Raw genomic sequence first — 20323 nt, 5'->3', positions numbered from 1 at the left:
GGAGTGAGCAAGTGGACGTTCACATCAATCAACAGGTGTTGAGTGACTTGCAGGAGGTCATGGAAGATGGCTACCTGCAGTTGCTGGAGACCTTTCTGGAAGACTCCGAGCGACGCCTGAACCAGTTGCACAAGGCCAGGGATGCCGATGAGCTGGGCATGGCAGCGCACAGCTTCAAGGGCAGTAGCAGCAATATGGGGGCCGTTGGCCTGGCCGCCTTGTGCCAGCAGCTTGAAGAACGTGTGCGCCAGCAGCCTTTGTATGGTATCGAGGACCTGATCAATCGCATCGATCAGGAATACCTGGTGGTCCAGCGTTACTATCGCAGTGAACGGCAACGAGTTTCCGCGCAATAGCCGAACCTGGCGCGAGTTTTGCTTTTCCAGCCCCAGACGTATTTTTCCAGGTTCTGGAGCGGAGATTGTTCAATGCCAGTCGCACCCAATCAATTGTTGCAAGCCGGCCTCGCCAATCAGGCGCAACGCCAAGCTGCCAGTGCGGCGGAAAAGCCGCTGCAGGCCGCGAAGCAAGGCGCCGGCTTTGATCAGGTGATGGCCCGACAAGAGCGTGACAGCACCCCGGTCAAGAGTGCCCCGGCAAGGGATGAAAAGCCCGTCAGCCAAGTGCCGTCGGCGAAGAACAAGGCGCAGCCTGACCCAGCCGCGGGCGGCAAGCAGGCCGCGGGTAAGGCGCCGGCCGTTGCCGATGACGGCAAGAGCTTGCCATCGACTGCATCTTCGCAGTCCGCCGACGACACTGATGAGGCCGCCGATGGCAGTGCAGTGCCCCCGCTCGATGCCAGCCTGGTCGCCGGCCAGGTGACCGATGCCCAGGCCGGGGCGCAACTGCTCCAGGCCCAGGCGGAAGCGGTGGCGCCCGTGTTGCAGGCGGCGGTTCAAGCGCCGCTGCAGCCTGCACCAGCGCCGGTGCAGGTAGCGCAAGAGGCTGAGCAAACCACGGCGTTCGACCCCGAGGCCGATGCGCTTGCCGATATGCCGGCCTTGCGCCTGGCGCTTGAACAGGATGCGCAGTCCAAGGGCAAGACGTCGGCCCATGCCGTTGTCGATAACAACGGTCAGCAAACTGCCAGTCCTGCTGCTGCAGCCGTCAATACCTTGGCGACTTTGGCCGAGAAAGGGGAGTCGGAGCCGGGGCAGGGTGAGCGTGGTGACAAGGCCTTTGCCGGCCTGCTCGATGACGGCCTCAAGGATATCAAGGGTGCCAGCAGTGATACCCGCGTCGACGATTTCGCCAACCGCCTGGCCAGCCTTACCCAGGCGGTGACGCCCAAGACCGTCAACACCGTGCCCGTCACGCCTGGCCCGCTGCAGCAACCGTTGGCGATGAACCAGGGCGGCTGGACCGAGGGGTTGGTCAACCGGGTCATGTACCTCTCCAGCCAGAACCTCAAGTCTGCGGACATCCAGCTTGAGCCGCGGGAGTTGGGACGCCTGGATATTCGCGTCAACGTGGCGACAGACCAGTCGACCCAGATCCACTTCGTCAGCGGCCATGCCGGTGTGCGCGACGCCCTCGACAGCCAGGTGCATCGCCTGCGAGAGCTGTTCGCCCAGCAGGGCTTGGCCCAGCCCGACGTCAGCGTGGCTGATCAGTCCCGTGGCCAGCAGCAACAGCAAGAGGCGCAGCAGGGTGGGTCGGGCCTGTCCGGCGTGGCGGCGCGGCGTGGCAACGCAGCGGACGGGGACGATGCCGATCCCGCTGAAGTCGCGCGCCCTGTCGAGCAGCAGGTGGTGGTAGGCGACAGTGTGGTCGATTATTACGCTTGATTGTTCGGGCTTGCCTGGCGTTGCCTGTGTGCAGCGACGCCAGGCGAAATTTTACAGATGCCGCATCTCGTAAAGTGGTTGCACCCCCAGAAGCTCGCAAAGGCAAATCTGGCATAACACTTGCTCAGCCACGTCATCCTTCTTTGAAACCCCGATGGACGACGGATTATTGGCATGGCGAAGAGCGACGCAGTGAAAGACCCCGCCACTAAAGGCAAACTCAAGCTGATCCTGCTGTTGGTGCTGGCGCTGCTTCTCGCAGTCGGCCTGTCGGTGGGTGCGACCTGGTTCTTCATGCACAAGAGCGAGTCGGCTCCGGCGCCTGAAGCAGCTCAGAGCAACATCAAGCCAGCGGCGATCTACGAGCCCCTGGCACCGGCCTTTGTCGTCAACTTCAACCAGAATGGCCGCCAGCGCTACATGCAGGTGAGTATCACCATGCAGGGCCGCAGCCAAGCGGACCTGGAGGCGCTGAAAGTACACATGCCGGTGATCCGCAACAACCTGGTGATGATGTTCTCCGGGCAGGGTTTCGACACCCTCGCCGCGAGCCCGGTCGGCCAGGAAATGCTGCGCCAGAAGGCTACTGCGGTGGTCCAGGAAGTGGCGCAGAAGGAAGTCGGCAGGCCGGTCGTCGACCAGCTGCTGTTCACCAATTTCGTATTGCAGTAGGAGCACATAGATGGCCGTGCAGGACCTGCTGTCCCAGGATGAGATCGACGCCCTGCTGCATGGGGTGGACGATGGGCTGGTACAAACCGAGAGCACCGGCGAGCCCGGCAGCATCAAGAGCTACGACCTGACCAGTCAGGATCGTATCGTCCGGGGGCGCATGCCGACCCTGGAAATGATCAACGAGCGTTTCGCCCGTTACACCCGCATCAGCATGTTCAACCTGCTGCGCCGCTCCGCCGACGTGGCGGTGGGCGGCGTGCAGGTGATGAAATTCGGCGAGTACGTGCACTCGCTGTACGTGCCGACCAGCCTGAACCTGGTCAAGATCAAGCCGTTGCGCGGCACCGCGCTGTTCATCCTCGACGCCAAGCTGGTGTTCAAGCTGGTGGACAACTTCTTCGGTGGCGACGGCCGTCATGCCAAGATCGAGGGGCGTGAATTCACCCCGACCGAGCTGCGCGTAGTGCGCATGGTCCTGGACCAGTGCTTCGTCGACCTCAAGGAAGCCTGGCAGGCGATCATGCCGGTCAACTTCGAGTACATCAACTCCGAGGTCAACCCGGCCATGGCCAACATCGTTGGCCCCAGCGAGGCCGTGGTGGTTTCGACCTTCCACATCGAACTTGATGGCGGTGGCGGCGACCTGCACGTGACCATGCCGTACTCGATGATCGAGCCGGTGCGTGAAATGCTCGATGCCGGCTTCCAGTCCGACCTGGACGACCAGGACGAGCGCTGGGTCAAGGCGCTGCGTGAGGATGTTCTGGACGTCAATGTGCCGCTGTCGGCCACTGTTGCCCGCCGCCAGCTCAAACTGCGCGACATCCTGCACATGCAGCCAGGCGACGTGATCCCGGTGGAACTGCCGGAGCACCTGGTATTGCGCGCCAATGGCGTGCCGTCGTTCAAGGCGCGGCTGGGATCGCACAAGGGCACCCTGTCGCTGCAGATCATCGACCCGATCGAGCGCCGCTGACGGCGTGCCGGTCGCTTAAACGTATTGAATGCCTGTCGAGGAAATCATGGCTAACGAAAACGAGATCAACTCTCCAGAGGAACAGGCCCTGGCCGATGAGTGGGCTGCGGCCCTGGAAGAGACCGGCGATGCCGGCCAGTCCGACATCGATGCGCTGTTGGCTGCAGACTCCGGCGCCGGCCGCCTGCCGATGGAAGAGTTCGCAAGCTCCCCCAAGCCCAACGAGAATGTCAGCCTCGAAGGTCCCAACCTGGATGTGATCCTGGATATTCCGGTGAGCATCTCGATGGAAGTGGGCAGCACCGAAATCAACATCCGCAACCTGCTGCAACTCAACCAGGGTTCGGTGATCGAGCTTGATCGCCTCGCCGGCGAGCCGCTGGATGTGCTGGTCAACGGCACGCTGATCGCCCATGGCGAGGTCGTGGTGGTCAACGAGAAGTTCGGCATTCGCCTGACCGACGTGATCAGCCCCAGCGAACGTATCAAGAAGTTGCGCTGAGTGAAGCGCATGGTGCGGGCCATGCTGGCCCTTGGCACGTTGCTGGCCAGTGAGGTGGTGATCGCCGCTGCCGAGCCGGTAACCGTGCCGGCTGCGGCGCCTGCCCCTGGCGGCTTCGGCGCGCAGCTGGCGCAGACCGTATTCGGCCTGCTGGTGGTCGTCGGCCTGATCTTTTTCCTGGCCTGGTTGCTGCGGCGCATGCAGGGCTCGGTGCAGCGGGGCGCTCCGGTCATCGAGATCGTCGGCACTCGTGCCATTGGCCCGCGCGACCGGCTGCTGCTGATCCAGGTGGGCAAGGAGCAGATTCTCATTGGCCATACCCCTGGCAGCATCGAGGCGTTGCATGTGCTGGCCGAGCCTGTCGACGTGCCCGCCGATGCGCGCCAGGCCACGCCGGAATTCGCCCAGCGGCTGCTTGAGCTGATGGGCAAGGATCAGAAGGACAAGAAGTGATGACCGGCGCACTGCGCTTACTGTTGACGCTGGCGCTGCTGCTGGCTGCACCGCTGGCCCTGGCTGCCGACCCGTTGTCCATCCCGGCCATCACCCTGTCCAATGGGGCGGACGGGCAGCAGGAGTATTCGGTCAGCCTGCAGATTCTGCTGATCATGACTGCGCTGAGCTTCATCCCGGCGTTTGTCATCCTGATGACCAGCTTTACCCGCATCATCATCGTCTTCTCGATCCTGCGACAGGCTCTGGGCCTGCAACAGACACCCTCGAACCAGATCCTCACCGGCATGGCGCTGTTCTTGACCATGTTCATCATGGCGCCCGTGTTCGAGCGAGTGAACAAGGATGCCATCCAACCTTATCTGGCCGAGCAGATGACGGCCCAGCAGGCCATCGACAAGGCCCAGGGCCCGTTGAAGGACTTCATGCTGGCGCAAACCCGGCAGAGCGACCTGGACCTGTTCATGCGCCTGTCCAAGCGCACCGATATCGCAGGCCCGGATCAGGTGCCGCTGACGATCCTGGTGCCGGCGTTCGTGACCTCCGAGCTCAAGACGGCGTTCCAGATCGGCTTCATGATCTTCATCCCGTTCCTGATCATCGACATGGTGGTCGCCAGTGTGCTGATGGCCATGGGCATGATGATGCTGTCGCCGCTGATCATTTCGTTGCCGTTCAAGATCATGCTGTTCGTGCTGGTCGATGGATGGGCGCTGATCATGGGTACCCTGGCCGGCAGTTTCGGCGGTGTCTGATGCCACCAAGGAGAGTCTTGCATGACACCTGAAGTCGCAGTCGACCTGTTCCGTGAAGCCTTGTGGATGACCTCCATGATGGTGGCTATCCTGGTGGTGCCGAGCCTGCTGGTCGGCCTGGTGGTGGCAATGTTCCAGGCGGCCACGCAGATCAACGAACAGACCCTGAGCTTCCTGCCGCGCCTGTTGGTGATGCTGGTCACGCTGATCATCGCCGGCCCTTGGCTTGTGCAGAAGTTCATGGAGTACTTCATTGGCCTGTACACCAGCATCCCGCAGTTGATCGGTTGACGCGGCCATGCTGGAGCTGACCGATACTCAGATCGGTACCTGGGTGGCCACCTTCATCCTGCCGTTGTTTCGGGTGACGGCGCTGCTGATGACCATGCCGATCTTTGGCACCAAGATGCTGCCGGCCCGGGTGCGGCTGTATGCGGCATTGGCCATTACCGTGGTGATAGTGCCGGCCCTTCCGCCGTTGCCGCCGATTGACCCCTTGAGCCTGCGCGGCGTGCTGTTGTGCGGCGAACAGGTGATCGTTGGGGCGTTGTTCGGGTTCTCCCTGCAGCTGCTGTTTCAGGCGTTCGTGATTGCGGGGCAGATCATTGCGATCCAGATGGGCATGGCGTTCGCCTCCATGATGGACCCGACCAACGGCGTCAACGTGGCGGTGGTCAGCCAATTCATGACGATGCTGGTGAGCGTGTTGTTCCTGTTGATGAATGGTCACTTGGTGGCGTTCGAGATCCTCACCGAGAGCTTTACCACGCTACCGGTTGGCAGTGCCCTGGTGGTCAACCATTTCTGGGAGATGGCGGGGCGTTTGAGCTGGGTGCTGGGGGCTGGGTTGCTGCTTGTCTTGCCAGCCATTGCGTCGCTGCTGGTGGTCAACATTGCCTTCGGTGTAATGACCCGCGCAGCGCCACAGTTGAATATTTTCTCCATCGGCTTCCCGCTGACACTGGTGTTGGGCCTGATCATTTTCTGGATCGGCCTGGCCGATATTCTTTCCCATTACCAGGCACTGGCCAGCGAAGCGCTGCAGTGGCTGCGTGAGCTGGCACGGGCGCGCTGAGCATGGCAGAGAGCGAGAGCGGTCAGGACAAGACAGAGGAACCCACCGACAAGCGCAAGAAGGACTCGCGCGAAAAGGGGGAGATTGCCCGTTCCAAGGAGCTGAACACCGTCGCGGTAACCTTGGCCGGCGCGGGTGCGCTGATGGCGTTCGGTGGCTACCTGGCCGAGACGTTAATGGCCTTGATGCGCATGAATTTCAGCCTTACCCGGGAGGTGGTGGTCGACGAGCGCTACATGGCGGCATTCCTGTTGGCCTCGGGCAAGATGGCCATCTGGGCTGTGCAGCCGGTAATGCTGCTGCTGTTCGTGATTTCATTCGTGGCGCCCATTGCGCTGGGAGGGTTCTTGTTCTCGGGCAGCTTGCTGCAGCCGAAGTTCAGCCGCATGAACCCGCTGTCGGGGATCAAGCGCATGTTCTCGCTGAATGCGTTGACCGAGCTGGTCAAGGCCATGGCCAAGTTCTTCATGATCCTGATCGTTGCCCTGGTCGTGCTGTCGGCGGACCGTCAGGCGTTGCTGGCCATTGCCAATGAGCCGCTCGAGCAGGCGATCATCCACTCGGTGCAGGTGGTGGGGTGGAGTGCGCTGTGGATGGCGGCGGGGCTGCTGTTGATTGCGGCGGCGGATGTGCCGTTCCAGCTTTGGCAGACGCACAAGAAAATGAAGATGACCAAGCAGGAAGTGAAGGACGAGTACAAGGACAGTGAGGGCAAGCCTGAGGTCAAGCAGCGTATCCGGCAGTTGCAGCGTGAGGCGTCGCAGCGGCGGATGATGGCCGCAGTGCCTGAGGCGGATGTGATCATCACCAACCCGACTCACTATGCGGTGGCGTTGCAGTACGACCCTGAGAAGGGGGGGATGGCGCCGTTGCTGGTGGCCAAGGGCACCGATTTTGTCGCGCTGAAGATCCGTGAGATCGGTGCCGAGCACAATGTGCAGATACTGGAGTCGGCGGCCCTGGCGCGGGCCATCTACTACTCTACCGAGATCGAGCAGGAGATTCCGGCGGGGTTGTACCTGGCGGTCGCACAGGTGTTGGCCTATGTGTTCCAGATCCGCCAGTACCGCGCCGGCAGGGGCAAGCGGCCAGAGCCATTGAAAGAAGACCTGCCGATTCCGCCAGATCTTCGCCGCGATAACTGAAATCCGTGAGGCCTACGCAGGCTTTTTGACTGGCCCATGTGCTGATAGCGCAACATAATCGTGCGCACGCTTGACCGGTTGAAACGGGGCTGCGAGAACAGTCCAAAGCGTTTCAGTGTCAGTCCCCATCCCTTTGTTATTTAATGCTGGGAAATATACCTAGTATTTTTGTCAGTTGTGGAGAGCTCCGGGTAAGGCTTAAATGGCTAGGTATCATTATTTATCTTAACTTGGATGTGAGGGTCTGATGATGAACTTTAGCAGAAAGCCGCGCCAGTCAGAGCTTGATCATTTTTATGAATTGCTGCCACCAATTGCAAATTCTAGCTATAAGTATATTTTTCCTGATGCCTTTGTTCATGATTTGCCGAGTGGGGATGCACCGGTGGGTATTAATGCCAGTGCGTTGAATGCTGATGATCAACTGGTTTGGTGGCTGGAAGCGCCGACTAGTGTCGAAGGCTATCCTATCCAATTGACGCTGGAGGGCGCTGACGCTACTTCTGTTCCAGTCGTTTACGCCGGTACGATTCCTTTCGATACACACGGGTTGCTCGAGGTCAAAGTTCCCAAGGCCGATGTGGTAGAAGGGATTGTTGAGGTCTACGCGAGTATCACTAACCCCGATACTGACGTAAGTGAACTAACACCGAAATTGAAAGTGAAAATCGATCTGCAGGCGCCCGGCGGCCCGGTCGATCCCTCCGGTGTTCAGCAAAACCTGGCTCTGGTCACTGCAGCGTTGCTTATTCCCGGGGAAATCAGTGGGGTGGAGCTGCAGCAAGGCATTACCTTTACAGTCGCTCCCTACCCTGGGATGAAACAATGGGACACGGTGGAGCTGAAAATGCCGGGGGCAACGCTGAGCAAGCGTCTGGATACAGCGGCGGAGGTCAATCAGCCCGTGGTATTTACCGTCCCCCCCCAAGAGCTTCTCTGTTTTGCTGGGCGCACATCGGTAGGCATCCACTATAGAATCGTGGATGAGGTGGGCAATGTGAGTCAGCCTTCACCCAGTGCTGAGTTCATCATCGACAACATTCAAAACCCGCAAGCTGCCCCGCAGTTCTTGGATGTCAATCCTTCGTTTGGCACGGTGGCGCTCGCTGCTTTGCCTGGGCCCAATACGGCGGTACGTGTAGCGACCTCTGGGTTGTTTGTGGGGGAGGTCGTGACGTTGAAGTGGTCTTTGGTGACGACCAACGGAACGACGCTTTCTGGAACGCGGGTTGAAACGGTAGCGTCGTCGTCCACCGACCTGACGTTCGACGTCCCCGGCAATTCCGGGTTGGCCCTGGAGGCAGGGCAGCTGACTGCCTATTACGAGGTGCCCGGCAGGAGTCGCTCAAGTAAAACCGTTGCCACGCTTACCGGCGCTTTGGTCAGCCACCCTTTGACATTTGGCGCCGACATCAGCATCACGGCAAGCCTCAGGTACATCATCCTGAAGGGGCGAGCACCTCTGCATCCAACAGCCGATTCCAAGGGCTCTTATCAGCGGCAAGGCAGTGGCGGCCAGCCGCCCTACACTTACTCGTCAAGTAACGAGGCGGTTGCCAAGGTTAATGGTCAGGGCGTGGTAGTTGCGCAGGACAACGGTGTGGCGGAAATCAGCGTGACCGATGCCAATCAGCAAGTCGCAAAGTACAAAATTACATTCAGTGGCGTCAGGCTGGTTGAGGTGCGCCCGAATCAGTGGTGGACCGGGCATGTATTCCACGGAAGCCGCCCGGAGTTTCACTCACTCTCGGTCTTGCAGATGCAGTCGTTCTGGGAGCAGTACAGAAACGATGACGTTACTAAGAGCGTGGCTACTATTCTTGGGTGGACTCAACCCTTGCTGTGGTCCGGCGATAACTACTACCCCGCTGGTACAGCCTATGTTCTGGACTTTAGTGTGTTGAATCCTGATTTCCGTGGTGAAGAAAAAAGAAGTGGAGGTACTCAGCTGCCATCGTTGGCACGGGTGGGCTGGTCATGAGCGCTTATCAATAATCTGCTGTTGAATGAATGTAACAGTTTTCTGATCTTGATATGAGGTCTACACCTTCTCAGGTAGGTCGCCACCTCTCAATATGCCCGATGCAGTGCATCGGGCTTCTTTGCAGTGGCATGTGAGGGCGCGCTGTGGGCCGCTTTGCGTGGAGGCTCGTGATGAAGAGCTTTCAGTTGGGAAGCCGCACAGCTGCGGCTTGCGTGATCAGCTCCGTCATGGCCTGGCAACAGCGAGCAGCAGGGAGCCGCTGAAGAAATCTTGCCTCTTCCGCTGGGTCTGCCCGCGAAGAGGTCGGTACATGTAACAAAAGCTCCAGGCGAGCAAAGTTGGAAAGCTTCTTGCAGAGCCACGCCCGAGCGCCCCTTGGGCGTCAAAGTTTTGCTTGAAGAGGAATCGCGGTGGATCGCACTCAGTTAATCAGCAGCGCCCGTAACAACCTGGCCGGCCTCGGTCGGGGCAATCTCGGCGTGCCGCTGCTGCTGCTGGTGATGTTGGCAATGATGATGTTGCCGATACCGCCGTTCCTGCTCGATGTGTTCTTCACCTTCAACATCGCCCTGTCGATCGTGGTGCTTCTCGTCTGCGTCTATGCGCTGCGTCCCCTGGACTTCGCAGCCTTCCCGACGATCTTGCTGGTGGCGACCCTGTTGCGTCTGGCGCTGAACGTCGCGTCCACCCGTGTGGTCATGCTGCACGGCCAGGAAGGCCATGGCGCCGCGGGCAAGGTGATCCAGGCCTTCGGTGAAGTGGTGATCGGCGGCAACTATGTCGTCGGTGCCGTGGTCTTCGCCATCCTCATGATCATCAACTTCGTGGTGGTGACCAAGGGTGCTGGGCGTATCTCCGAAGTGAGCGCCCGGTTCACTCTCGACGCTATGCCCGGCAAGCAGATGGCCATCGACGCCGACCTCAACGCCGGCCTCATCGACCAGGCCCAGGCCAAGGCGCGGCGTAGCGAAGTTGCCCAGGAAGCCGAGTTCTACGGTTCCATGGACGGTGCCAGCAAGTTCGTGCGCGGTGACGCCATCGCCGGCCTGCTGATCCTCTTCATCAACCTCATCGGCGGCATGCTCATCGGCATGCTCCAGCACGGCATGAGCTTCGGCGACGCCGGCAAGGTCTATGCCTTGCTGACCATCGGTGACGGTTTGGTGGCGCAACTGCCCTCGCTGCTGCTGTCCACCGCCGCCGCGATCATGGTCACCCGCGCCTCGGGCTCCGAGGACATGGGCAAGTTGATCAACCGTCAGATGTTCGATTCGCCCAAGGCGCTGGCGGTGTCTGGCGGGTTGATGATTGTCATGGGATTGGTGCCGGGCATGCCGCACATGGCCTTCCTGGGCCTGGGCGGGGTGGCCTGCGGTGGCGCCTACCTGCTCTGGAAAAAGCAGCAAAAGACCAAGGTCGCGGCCCAGCAGGAGGCCGAGCGCCAGCAGGACCTGTTGCCTTCGCCGCAGCGTGCCATGGAAACCAAGGAACTGGGCTGGGACGATGTCACCCCAATCGACATGATCGGCCTTGAGGTTGGCTACCGCCTGATTCCGTTGGTCGACCGCAATCAAGGGGGGCAGTTGCTTGCGCGCATCAAGGGCGTGCGCAAGAAGCTCTCCCAGGACCTGGGCTTCCTCATGCCCACCGTGCATATCCGCGACAACCTCGACCTGCAGCCCAGCGCCTACCGCCTGACGCTGATGGGTGTGATTCTGGCCGAGGCCGAGATCTACCCGGATCGGGAGCTTGCGATCAATCCGGGCCAGGTGTTCGGTGCCCTCAACGGCATCGCCTCACGAGATCCGGCATTTGGCCTGGAGGCAGTATGGATCGATGTCGGTCAGCGTGCCCAGGCGCAATCGCTGGGCTATACGGTGGTGGACGCCAGCACCGTGGTCGCCACCCACCTCAACCAGATACTGCAGAAGCACTGTCACGAACTGATCGGGCACGAGGAGGTGGTGCAACTGCTGCAGGTGCTGGCCAAGGTCTCGCCGAAACTGGCGGAGGAGGTGGTGCCGGGCGTCATTTCCTTGTCGGGCCTGCTCAAGGTCCTGCAGGCACTGCTCGCCGAACAGGTGCCGGTGCGTGACATCCGCAGCATTGCCGAAGCCATCGCCAACAACGCGGCGAAGAGTCAAGATACCGCCGCGCTGGTGGCGGTGGTGCGCGTCGGGTTGTCCCGCGCCATCGTGCAAAGCATTGTCGGCGTTGAGTCCGAGCTGCCTGTGATCACCTTGGAGCCAAGGTTGGAACAGATCTTGCTCAATAGTCTGCAAAGGGCCGGGCAGGGTCAGGAAGATGGTGTTCTTCTTGAGCCGAGCATGGCCGAAAAGCTTCAGCGTTCGTTGATCGAGGCAGCCCAGCGCCAGGAAATGCAGGGCCAGCCGGCCATCCTTCTGGTAGCCGGCCCGATCCGCGCCATGCTGTCGCGCTTCGGCCGCCTGGCTGTACCGAATTTGCATGTTTTGGCGTATCAGGAAATACCTGACAACAAGCAAGTCACCATCGTTGCCACCGTGGGCCCGAACGGCTGAGGTAGTGGGTTATGCAAGTTAAGCGTTTTTTTGCCGCCGATATGCGTCAGGCCATGAAGCTGGTCCGGGATGAGCTCGGCTCCGACGCCGCCATCATCGGCAACCGGCGCATTGCCGGCGGTGTCGAGCTGACGGCTGCGCTGGACTACAAGCTGTCCGCCCTGGCCCCGCGCGTGCCCAACGCAGAGCTCGAAGACGAGCTGCGCAAGACCCAGTCGCGCATCGTTACCGCCCAGGCCGAACTGACCGGGCGTGGCGATGCCGTCGAAGGCGGCAACCGGCAATTGTTCGCCGGGCAGCCGCTGACCGCCTCGGAGCCGCTGATCGAGCCTCATGTCGACGAGCCCGCGCCGGTTGCCGCGCCAGCCTCGGCACCCGTTGATCCACGTCTGTTCGATGCCATGCGTTTCGAACTGACCGGCTTGCGCGAGCTGCTTGAAGTCCAGCTCGGTTCGCTCGCCTGGAGCCAGCTGCAAGGCAGCAAGCCGCAGCAGGCCAACCTCTGGCGCCGGCTTCAGCGCCTCGGCCTTTCCGGTGGCCTGGCCCGCGAACTGCTCGACCTCACTGCCGGGATCGAAGAACCACGCCATGCCTGGCGCATGGTCCTGGCGCACCTGGCGCGGATGATCGACGTGCCCGAGATCGAACCGATCGAGGAGGGCGGAGTGATCGCCATGGTCGGCCCGGCTGGCATGGGCAAGACCACCACGCTGGCCAAGCTGGCCGCCCGCTATGTGCTCAAGTACGGCGCGAACAACCTGGCGCTGGTGAGCATGGACAGCTTCCGCATTGGCGCCCAGGAACAGCTCAAGACGCTGGGCCGCATCCTCAATGTGCCGGTCACCTACGTCGACCCGGGCGAGTCGCTGGCCCAGGCCCTGGAGCCGCTGCTGCGCAAACGTGTGGTGCTGATCGACACCGCCGGCCTGCAGGCCAGCGACCCGGCGCTGCGCATGCAGCTCGAGACCCTGGCCGGGCGCGGCATCGCCGCAAAGAATTACCTGGTGCTGGCGACCACCAGCCAGAAGCAGGTGCTCACCGCCGCCTACCATAGCTACAAGCGCTGCGGCCTGGCCGGGTGCATCCTGACCAAACTCGACGAAACGGCCTGCCTCGGCGAAGTGCTGAGCCTGGCAATCAGTCATGAATTGCCGGTGGCCTATCTGACCGATGGGCCGCGCATTCCCGACGACCTGCAGCTACCGCGCAAGCACCAGTTGGTAAGCCGCGCAGTCAGTGTGCAATTGCAGGAAGAGCCCAGCGACGAGGCCATGGCCGACATGTTCGCTGATCTGTACCACAACCCTGGCAAGCGCGCGGGTTGAGGGTGAATACTGTGCAAAGTACCTACATCATGGGGTTGCCCGGCCGGACCGTGGCCTTGAATGTTCAGCCCCTCATGTGGCCTGGGTCCAAGCGAGACAAGGTAAAGAACAGACATGGGTAGCATGCATCCCGTACAGGTGATCGCCGTGACCGGTGGCAAAGGTGGCGTCGGCAAGACTAACGTTTCAGTGAACCTGTCCCTGGCGCTGGCCGAACTCGGCCGCCGGGTGATGTTGCTGGATGCCGACCTGGGCCTGGCCAATGTCGACGTTCTGTTGGGGCTCACGCCCAAGCGCACCCTCGCCGACGTGATCGAAGGCCGTTGCGAGCTGCGTGATGTGCTGTTGCAGGGGCCGGGTGGTGTGCGCATCGTCCCGGCGGCCTCCGGCACGCAGAGCATGGTGCACCTGGCGCCCGCGCAACACGCCGGCCTGATCCAGGCCTTCAGCGACATCGGCGACAACCTCGATGTGCTGGTGATCGACACGGCTGCGGGTATCGGTGACTCGGTGGTCAGTTTCGTTCGCGCCGCCCAGGAAGTGCTGCTGGTGGTGTGCGACGAGCCGACCTCGATCACCGACGCCTATGCGCTGATCAAGCTGCTCAACCGCGATTACGGGATGAATCGATTCCGTGTGCTGGCCAACATGGCCCAGAGCCCGCAGGAAGGCCGCAACCTTTTCGCCAAGTTGACCAAGGTCACGGACCGCTTCCTCGACGTCGCCCTACAATACGTCGGTGCCGTGCCTTACGACGAATGCGTGCGCAAGGCCGTGCAGAAGCAGCGGGCGGTCTATGAGGCCTTCCCTCGGTCCAAGTGCGCGCTGGCGTTCAAGGCCATCGCGCAGAAGGTCGACAGCTGGCCGCTGCCTGCCAACCCGCGTGGGCACCTGGAATTCTTTGTCGAGCGCCTGGTGCAGCCCACCAGTGCAGGGCCGGTGCTATGAACGCGAGCGGTTTCAAGATGTACAGCAAGGCCGCCAAGGATGCGCAGTACGAGCTGATCGAACGCTATGCGCCGTTGGTCAAGCGTATCGCCTATCACCTGCTGGCGCGCTTGCCGGCCAACGTCCAGGTCGAGGATCTGATCCAGGCCGGGATGATCGGCTTGCTGGAAGTGGCCAACAAATACGATGCCAGCAAGGGTGCCAGTTTCGAAACCTACGCCGGTATCCGTATTCGCGGCGCCATGCTCGACGAGGTGCGCAAGGGCGATTGGGCGCCACGTTCGGTACACCGCAATACGCGCATGGTCAGTGACGCGATCCGCTGTGTCGAAGCAAAGACTGGCCGCGACGCTAAAGATCACGAGGTTGCTGCCGAACTCCAATTGAGTCTCGATGATTACTACGGGATTTTGAATGACACCTTGGGCAGCCGCCTGTTCAGTTTCGACGATCTGCTGCAGGACGGCGAACATGAAGGGCTGCACGAGGACGGAGCCAGCGGCCAGCTGGAGCCGGCGCGTGACCTGGAAGACGAGCGCTTCCAGGCTGCGCTGGCCGATGCGATCGCCAACCTGCCGGAGCGCGAACGCCTGGTCCTGGCGCTGTACTACGACGAAGAGCTGAACCTCAAGGAAATCGGTGAGGTGCTGGGGGTCAGCGAATCGCGTGTCAGCCAGTTGCACAGCCAGTGCGCCGCGCGTTTGCGCAGCCGCCTTGGGGAGTGGCGGGCACGTTGAACCCGGGTTCAGTGCAGTCGTTTTTTTTGTAGTGCCGAATTGATTGAGCGCGCGCTCGGCGCCGAGCGCGTTTAAGACTGCTTGGAGGTCTAATTGAACAAAGACATGAAAATCCTCATCGTTGACGACTTTTCGACGATGCGGCGGATCATCAAGAACCTGTTGCGTGACCTGGGGTTCACCAACGTCAAGGAAGCTGATGACGGCAACACGGCACTGCCGATGCTCACCAGCGAGCATTTTGACTTTCTGGTGACCGACTGGAACATGCCGGGCATGACTGGTATCGACCTGCTGCGCGCCGTTCGCGCCGACGAGCGCCTCAAGCACCTGCCGGTGCTGATGGTCACCGCGGAAGCCAAGCGCGAGCAGATCATCGAAGCTGCCCAGGCCGGCGTGAACGGCTATGTGGTCAAGCCTTTCACCGCCCTGGCGCTGAAAGAAAAGATCGAAAAGATCTTCGAACGCGTCAACGGCTGAGTCACGTCTGGGGGGCGCAATGGAGTCAACCAACAACTCTTTGGGTGAGTTCGAATCAACCCTGAAGAAGCATGCGCAGGAGCTGGTCGAGAGCCTGGAGCGCGGCCGCTTCGGTGAGGCGGTGCAGCTGATCCACCAACTGAACCAGACCCGCGACCGCGGGCTGTACCAGGAAGTCGGCAAGCTCACCCGCGAACTGCACAGTGCAATCGTCAACTTCCAGATCGACCCGGCCATGCCGCAGGCCGAGGAAGTGTCGCAGATTACCGATGCCGCCGAGCGCCTCTCCTACGTGGTCCGTCTGACCGAAGGTGCGGCCAACCGCACCATGGACCTGGCGGAGGCGTGCACCCCGGTGCTCAACGACCTCGCCGCCGAGGCCCAGAGCCTGTCCGCCGACTGGCAGCGCTTCATGCGTCGCGAAGTGGCGGCGCCGGAGTTCCGTGAGCTGGTCAAGCGTGTGGACAGTTTCCTGACGCACAGCGCCGAAGGTAATCAGAAGGTCGCCGGCCATATCAACGATATTGTCCTGGCCCAGGATTATCAGGATCTCACCGGCCAGGTGATCAAACGGGTGACCACCCTGGTCACCGAAGTCGAAAGCAATCTGCTCAAGCTCGTGCTGATGGCAAGCCAGGTCGACCGCTTTGCCGGTATCGAACATGACCACCAGCAGCTGCGTGCTGAAAAAGATCAAGAAAAACATCCGACTCGGGGTGAAGGTCCGCAGATTCATGCCGATAAGCGTGAAGACGTCGTGTCCAGCCAGGACGATGTCGACGATCTGTTGTCCAGCCTGGGTTTTTAAGGAGCACGTTTAATGAGCTTCGGCGCCGATGAAGAAATCCTTCAGGATTTCCTGGTAGAAGCCGGCGAAATCCTCGAGCAACTGTCCGAGCAATTGGTCGAGCTGGAAAGCCGGCCCGATGATGCGGACCTGCTCAACGCGATTTTCCGCGGTTTCCACACTGTAAAAGGGGGCGCCGGCTTCCTTCAGCTCAATGAGTTGGTGGAGTGCTGCCACATTGCCGAGAACGTGTTCGACATCCTGCGCAAAGGTGAGCGCCGGGTCGACGCGGAACTGATGGACGTGGTGCTCGAAGCACTCGACACGGTCAACAGCATGTTCGGCCAGGTGCGCGAGCGCACCGACGTCACGCCGGCCACCCGTGAGCTGCTGGCGGCGCTGTCGCGCCTGGCCGAGCCCGCTGGCGCCGACGAACCGGCCCCGGTCGAGGTGGCTGTTGTCGCCGAAGCGCCGGCTGCCGAGCCCGACATCACCGACACCGAGTTCGAGCAACTGCTCGATTCGCTTGATGCAGTCAAGGCTGAAGCCCAGGTTCACGAGCAATTGCAGGGTGAGCAGGTCAGCGCGGGTGGTGACGAGATTACCGACGCCGAATTCGAGTCGTTGCTCGACCAGCTGCACGGCAAAGGCCAGTTCTCGCCCGATGCCGCTGCCAGTGAGCCAGCGGCCGTTGCCCCTGCCAGTGATGAGATCACCGACGACGAGTTCGAGTCGCTGCTCGATCAGTTGCACGGCAAGGGCACCTTCGCCGTCGATGCATTGCCTGGCGTCGCTGCGCCTGCAGCCACCGCGGCACCAGCGGCGGCTGACGAGAGCATCACCGAACACGAATTCGAGGCGTTGCTCGACCAGTTGCACGGCAAGGGCAAGTTCTCTGGCGAGGCGGTTGTGGCCGAGGCGCCAGCCGCCGCCGTCGCCGCGCCTGTCGCGGCCAAGGCCGAAGCCAAGCCGGTTGCCAAACCTGCGCCGACGCCTGCTTCCGCGCCAGCCGCCGCCAAGCCTGCCGCACCGGCCCGGGCGCCGGCGCCGGCCGCCGACAAGCATGGCGCCAGCGAGGCGGAGACTACCGTGCGGGTCGACACCGCGCGTCTGGACGAGATCATGAACATGGTCGGTGAGCTGGTGCTGGTGCGTAACCGCCTGGTGCGCCTGGGGCTCAACAGCGGTGACGAGGCCATGTCCAAGGCCGTGTCCAACCTCGATGTGGTCACCGCCGACCTGCAGACCGCAGTCATGAAGACGCGCATGCAGCCGATCAAGAAGGTTTTCGGGCGTTTCCCACGCCTGGTTCGCGACCTGGCCCGCCAACTCAAAAAAGAGATCAACCTGGAGCTGGTCGGCGAAGAAACCGACCTGGACAAGAACCTGGTCGAGGCCCTGGCCGACCCGTTGGTGCACTTGGTGCGCAACGCCGTCGACCATGGCGTCGAGATGCCCGACGAACGCGAGGCTTCCGGCAAGTCGCGCATGGGTCGGGTGGTGCTGTCCGCCGAACAGGAAGGTGACCACATCCTGCTGTCGATTTCCGATGACGGCAAGGGCATGGACCCGAGCATCCTGCGCGCCAAGGCCGTGGAAAAGGGCCTGATGGACAAGGACGCGGCCGACCGCCTGAGCGAGTCGGACTGCTACAACCTGATCTTCGCCCCGGGGTTCTCGACCAAGACCGAGATTTCCGACGTGTCCGGCCGCGGCGTCGGCATGGACGTGGTGAAGACCAAGATTTCCCAGCTCAACGGCTCGATCAACATCTTCTCGGCCAAGGGCCAGGGCTCGAAGATCGTCATCAAGGTGCCGCTGACCCTGGCGATCATGCCGACGCTGATGGTGATGCTGGCCAACCAGGCGTTCGCCTTCCCGCTGGTCAACGTCAACGAGATCTTCCACCTCGACCTGTCGCGCACCAACGTGGTCGACGGCCAGGAAGTGGTGATCGTACGCGACAAGGCGCTGCCGCTGTTCTACCTCAAGCGCTGGCTGGTCCAGGACCACGAGCACGAGGAGCAGCACGAAGGTCATGTGGTGATCCTGTCGGTTGGCACCCAGCGCATTGGCTTCGTGGTCGACCAGTTGGTCGGCCAGGAAGAAGTGGTGATCAAGCCGCTGGGCAAGATGCTGCAGGGAACCCCGGGCATGTCCGGCGCGACCATCACCGGTGACGGCCGTATCGCGCTGATCCTCGACGTCCCGAGCATGCTCAAGCGTTACGCCGCCCGGCGTATTTGATTTCGGTGGCGCGCCCAGGCGGGTGCGCCGCCTAACGGAGTGTTTATGGCAGTCAAGGTCCTGGTGGTGGATGATTCCGGTTTCTTCCGCCGCCGTGTCTCGGAAATTCTCGCGTCCGACCCGACGATCCAGGTGGTGGGTACGGCGACCAACGGCAAGGAAGCGATCGACCAGGCGCTGGCGCTCAAGCCCGATGTCATCACCATGGACTATGAAATGCCCATGATGGACGGCATCACCGCGGTGCGTCACATCATGCAGCGCTGCCCGACGCCGGTATTGATGTTCTCCTCGCTGACCCATGAAGGCGCCCGCGTCACCCTCGACGCCCTGGATGCCGGTGCGGTCGACTACCTGCCGAAGAACTTCGAAGATATCTCGCGCAATCCGGAGAAGGTCAAGCAGATGCTCTGCGAGAAGGTCCACACCATCTCGCGCAGCAACCGCCGTTTCAGCGCCTATTCCAGCCCGGCCCCGGCCGCGGCGCCGGCCAGCAGCCAGGCCCCGGCCAGCAGCTTTGCCGGCACCGCGCCTGCGCGCACTGCCGCCCCGGCCCGCGCCGCTGCGCCGGCTGCCACGCATTCGCCGGCGCCCAAGCGCAAGCCGTACAAGCTGGTTGCCATCGGCACCTCCACGGGCGGCCCGGTGGCGCTGCAGCGGGTGCTGACCCAACTGCCCGCCGGTTTCCCGGCGCCGATCGTGCTGATCCAGCACATGCCGGCTGCCTTCACCAAGGCCTTCGCCGAGCGTTTGGACAAACTGTGCAAGATCAGCGTCAAGGAGGCCGAGGACGGTGACGTGCTGCGCCCGGGCCTGGCCCTGCTGGCCCCGGGTGGCAAGCAGATGATGGTCGATGGCCGTGGCACGGTGAAGATCCTGCCGGGCGACGAGCGCCTGAACTACAAGCCTTGCGTGGATATCACCTTCGGTTCCGCCGCCAAGTCCTACGGCGACAAGGTGCTTTCGGTGGTTCTCACCGGCATGGGCGCCGATGGCCGCGAGGGCGCGCGCCTGCTCAAGCAGGGTGGCAGCACCGTGTGGGCGCAGGATGAAGCCAGCTGCGTGATCTATGGCATGCCCATGGCCATCGTCAAGGCCAACCTTGCCGACGCCGTCTACAGCCTGGACGAGATCGGCAAGCACCTGGTCGAGGCGTGCGTCTGATGGATGTGTTGAGCCTGATCGGCCTGATCCTCGCGTTTGTCGCCATTGTCGGCGGCAACTTCATGGAGGGTGGCCACGTCGGTGCGCTGATCAACGGCCCGGCGGCGCTGATCGTGCTGGGCGGTACCCTGGCGGCGGCATTGCTGCAGTCGCCACTGTCGTCGTTCAAGCGTGCCCTGCAGATCATTCGCTGGATCTTCTTCCCGCCACGGGTCGACCTGGCCGGAGGCATCGATCGGGTGGTGAACTGGAGCCTGACGGCGCGCAAGGAAGGCTTGCTGGGCCTGGAGGGCGTGGCCGACGCCGAGCCCGACCCTTATGCGCGCAAAGGCCTGCAGTTGCTGGTCGACGGTGCCGAGCCGGAAGCCATTCGCAGCATCCTCGAAGTCGACTTTCTGACCCAGGAGTCCCGTGACATCCAGGCCGCCAAGGTGTTCGAGAGCATGGGCGGCTACGCGCCAACCATCGGCATCATCGGTGCGGTAATGGGCCTGATCCATGTGATGGGCAACCTGGCCGATCCTTCGCAGCTGGGCAACGGCATTGCCGTGGCCTTCGTCGCCACCATCTATGGCGTGGCCAGTGCCAACCTGATCCTGCTGCCGGTTGCCAACAAGCTCAAGGCCATCACCCTGCGCCAGTCGCGTTACCGGGAGATGCTGCTCGAAGGCCTGCTGTCGATCGCCGAAGGCGAGAACCCACGCTCGATCGAGCTGAAGCTGCAAGGCTTCATGGAGTAAGCC

Annotated in this window: 20 protein-coding genes; all 20 read left to right on the top strand. The window is 61.9% G+C overall.

Translation table 11 applies throughout. From position 1 onward, the window contains the following. The first annotated feature begins 59 nt into the window (after positions 1 to 59). The 20 genes from ACZ9C1_RS11015 (at position 60) to ACZ9C1_RS10920 (ending at position 20320) form a co-directional block, all read left to right on the top strand. The gene (locus ACZ9C1_RS11015; RefSeq protein ID WP_046857713.1) at positions 60 to 356 is read left to right on the top strand and encodes an Hpt domain-containing protein; all 297 of its coding nucleotides are present in this window, start codon (positions 60 to 62) and stop codon (positions 354 to 356) included. 72 nt (positions 357 to 428) lie between these two features. Beyond that, positions 429 to 1787: a flagellar hook-length control protein FliK gene (locus tag ACZ9C1_RS11010; protein WP_476253972.1), complete on the top strand. Its 1359-nt coding sequence runs from the start codon at positions 429 to 431 to the stop codon at positions 1785 to 1787. A 174-nt stretch (positions 1788 to 1961) separates the two neighbouring features. Then, positions 1962 to 2459 (top strand): flagellar basal body-associated protein FliL, encoded by a 498-nt coding sequence (fliL, locus tag ACZ9C1_RS11005; protein WP_046854681.1) that lies wholly within the window; start codon positions 1962 to 1964, stop codon positions 2457 to 2459. 10 nt (positions 2460 to 2469) lie between these two features. Further along, the gene (gene fliM, locus ACZ9C1_RS11000; RefSeq protein WP_046854682.1) at positions 2470 to 3438 is read left to right on the top strand and encodes a flagellar motor switch protein FliM; all 969 of its coding nucleotides are present in this window, start codon (positions 2470 to 2472) and stop codon (positions 3436 to 3438) included. Between the two features lie 46 nt (positions 3439 to 3484). Further along, a complete protein-coding gene (gene fliN, locus ACZ9C1_RS10995; RefSeq protein ID WP_046854683.1) occupies positions 3485 to 3940 on the top strand; it encodes a flagellar motor switch protein FliN in 456 nt (151 codons plus the stop codon). Then, positions 3941 to 4393 (top strand): flagellar biosynthetic protein FliO, encoded by a 453-nt coding sequence (fliO, locus tag ACZ9C1_RS10990; RefSeq protein ID WP_139673300.1) that lies wholly within the window; start codon positions 3941 to 3943, stop codon positions 4391 to 4393. Further along, entirely contained in the window at positions 4393 to 5148 is a 756-nt protein-coding gene (gene fliP, locus ACZ9C1_RS10985; protein ID WP_046854685.1) for a flagellar type III secretion system pore protein FliP, read from the top strand. The genes fliO and fliP overlap by 1 nt, the downstream gene beginning before the upstream one ends. A 21-nt stretch (positions 5149 to 5169) precedes the next feature. After that, positions 5170 to 5439 (top strand): flagellar biosynthesis protein FliQ, encoded by a 270-nt coding sequence (gene fliQ, locus ACZ9C1_RS10980; RefSeq protein WP_046854686.1) that lies wholly within the window; start codon positions 5170 to 5172, stop codon positions 5437 to 5439. A 7-nt stretch (positions 5440 to 5446) separates the two neighbouring features. Further along, positions 5447 to 6223, top strand: coding sequence for a flagellar biosynthetic protein FliR (gene fliR / locus ACZ9C1_RS10975; RefSeq protein ID WP_102685144.1), 777 nt, complete (start codon positions 5447 to 5449; stop codon positions 6221 to 6223). A 2-nt stretch (positions 6224 to 6225) separates the two neighbouring features. After that, on the top strand, positions 6226 to 7368 hold the full coding sequence (flhB, locus tag ACZ9C1_RS10970) for a flagellar biosynthesis protein FlhB (protein WP_277505218.1): 1143 nt from the start codon (positions 6226 to 6228) through the stop codon (positions 7366 to 7368). 247 nt (positions 7369 to 7615) lie between these two features. Beyond that, a complete protein-coding gene (locus ACZ9C1_RS10965; protein WP_277505216.1) occupies positions 7616 to 9349 on the top strand; it encodes an Ig-like domain-containing protein in 1734 nt (577 codons plus the stop codon). 413 nt (positions 9350 to 9762) lie between these two features. After that, complete coding sequence (flhA, locus tag ACZ9C1_RS10960; RefSeq protein WP_277505214.1) at positions 9763 to 11892, top strand: flagellar biosynthesis protein FlhA; 2130 nt, start codon at positions 9763 to 9765, stop codon at positions 11890 to 11892. 11 nt (positions 11893 to 11903) lie between these two features. Then, complete coding sequence (gene flhF / locus ACZ9C1_RS10955) at positions 11904 to 13217, top strand: flagellar biosynthesis protein FlhF (RefSeq protein ID WP_139673288.1); 1314 nt, start codon at positions 11904 to 11906, stop codon at positions 13215 to 13217. A 114-nt stretch (positions 13218 to 13331) separates the two neighbouring features. Then, positions 13332 to 14165: a flagellar synthesis regulator FleN gene (fleN, locus tag ACZ9C1_RS10950; protein WP_023630864.1), complete on the top strand. Its 834-nt coding sequence runs from the start codon at positions 13332 to 13334 to the stop codon at positions 14163 to 14165. Next, complete coding sequence (gene fliA, locus ACZ9C1_RS10945; protein ID WP_038706555.1) at positions 14162 to 14902, top strand: RNA polymerase sigma factor FliA; 741 nt, start codon at positions 14162 to 14164, stop codon at positions 14900 to 14902. Before fleN ends, fliA begins: the two co-directional genes overlap by 4 nt. Positions 14903 to 15007: 105 nt before the next feature. After that, complete coding sequence (locus ACZ9C1_RS10940) at positions 15008 to 15382, top strand: chemotaxis response regulator CheY (RefSeq protein WP_023630863.1); 375 nt, start codon at positions 15008 to 15010, stop codon at positions 15380 to 15382. 19 nt (positions 15383 to 15401) lie between these two features. Next, positions 15402 to 16190 (top strand): protein phosphatase CheZ, encoded by a 789-nt coding sequence (locus tag ACZ9C1_RS10935; RefSeq protein WP_102685099.1) that lies wholly within the window; start codon positions 15402 to 15404, stop codon positions 16188 to 16190. Between the two features lie 12 nt (positions 16191 to 16202). Then, a complete protein-coding gene (locus ACZ9C1_RS10930; RefSeq protein WP_457378502.1) occupies positions 16203 to 18416 on the top strand; it encodes a chemotaxis protein CheA in 2214 nt (737 codons plus the stop codon). 45 nt (positions 18417 to 18461) lie between these two features. Next, complete coding sequence (locus ACZ9C1_RS10925; RefSeq protein ID WP_102685097.1) at positions 18462 to 19580, top strand: protein-glutamate methylesterase/protein-glutamine glutaminase; 1119 nt, start codon at positions 18462 to 18464, stop codon at positions 19578 to 19580. Next, positions 19580 to 20320, top strand: a complete 741-nt coding sequence (locus ACZ9C1_RS10920; RefSeq protein ID WP_023631606.1) for a flagellar motor protein — start codon at positions 19580 to 19582, stop codon at positions 20318 to 20320. Before ACZ9C1_RS10925 ends, ACZ9C1_RS10920 begins: the two co-directional genes overlap by 1 nt. The last annotated feature ends 3 nt before the right edge of the window (positions 20321 to 20323 follow it).

It is taken from the genome of Pseudomonas sp. TE21435, assembly GCF_056279265.1.
Note: the sequence above shows the minus strand (reverse complement) of the source record. Positions and strands in the feature narration are given on the sequence as shown.

Bases quoted from the DNA above. Each gene is read 5' to 3' on its own strand.
- ACZ9C1_RS11015 (WP_046857713.1), top strand. From the start codon at position 60: ATGGAAGATGGCTACCTGCAGTTGCTGGAGACCTTTCTGGAAGACTCC.
- ACZ9C1_RS11010 (WP_476253972.1), top strand. From the start codon at position 429: ATGCCAGTCGCACCCAATCAATTGTTGCAAGCCGGCCTCGCCAATCAG.
- fliL (WP_046854681.1), top strand. From the start codon at position 1,962: ATGGCGAAGAGCGACGCAGTGAAAGACCCCGCCACTAAAGGCAAACTC.
- fliM (WP_046854682.1), top strand. From the start codon at position 2,470: ATGGCCGTGCAGGACCTGCTGTCCCAGGATGAGATCGACGCCCTGCTG.
- fliN (WP_046854683.1), top strand. From the start codon at position 3,485: ATGGCTAACGAAAACGAGATCAACTCTCCAGAGGAACAGGCCCTGGCC.
- fliP (WP_046854685.1), top strand. From the start codon at position 4,393: ATGACCGGCGCACTGCGCTTACTGTTGACGCTGGCGCTGCTGCTGGCT.
- fliQ (WP_046854686.1), top strand. From the start codon at position 5,170: ATGACACCTGAAGTCGCAGTCGACCTGTTCCGTGAAGCCTTGTGGATG.
- fliR (WP_102685144.1), top strand. From the start codon at position 5,447: ATGCTGGAGCTGACCGATACTCAGATCGGTACCTGGGTGGCCACCTTC.
- flhB (WP_277505218.1), top strand. From the start codon at position 6,226: ATGGCAGAGAGCGAGAGCGGTCAGGACAAGACAGAGGAACCCACCGAC.
- ACZ9C1_RS10965 (WP_277505216.1), top strand. From the start codon at position 7,616: ATGATGAACTTTAGCAGAAAGCCGCGCCAGTCAGAGCTTGATCATTTT.
- flhF (WP_139673288.1), top strand. From the start codon at position 11,904: ATGCAAGTTAAGCGTTTTTTTGCCGCCGATATGCGTCAGGCCATGAAG.
- fleN (WP_023630864.1), top strand. From the start codon at position 13,332: ATGGGTAGCATGCATCCCGTACAGGTGATCGCCGTGACCGGTGGCAAA.
- fliA (WP_038706555.1), top strand. From the start codon at position 14,162: ATGAACGCGAGCGGTTTCAAGATGTACAGCAAGGCCGCCAAGGATGCG.
- ACZ9C1_RS10940 (WP_023630863.1), top strand. From the start codon at position 15,008: ATGAAAATCCTCATCGTTGACGACTTTTCGACGATGCGGCGGATCATC.
- ACZ9C1_RS10935 (WP_102685099.1), top strand. From the start codon at position 15,402: ATGGAGTCAACCAACAACTCTTTGGGTGAGTTCGAATCAACCCTGAAG.
- ACZ9C1_RS10930 (WP_457378502.1), top strand. From the start codon at position 16,203: ATGAGCTTCGGCGCCGATGAAGAAATCCTTCAGGATTTCCTGGTAGAA.
- ACZ9C1_RS10925 (WP_102685097.1), top strand. From the start codon at position 18,462: ATGGCAGTCAAGGTCCTGGTGGTGGATGATTCCGGTTTCTTCCGCCGC.
- ACZ9C1_RS10920 (WP_023631606.1), top strand. From the start codon at position 19,580: ATGGATGTGTTGAGCCTGATCGGCCTGATCCTCGCGTTTGTCGCCATT.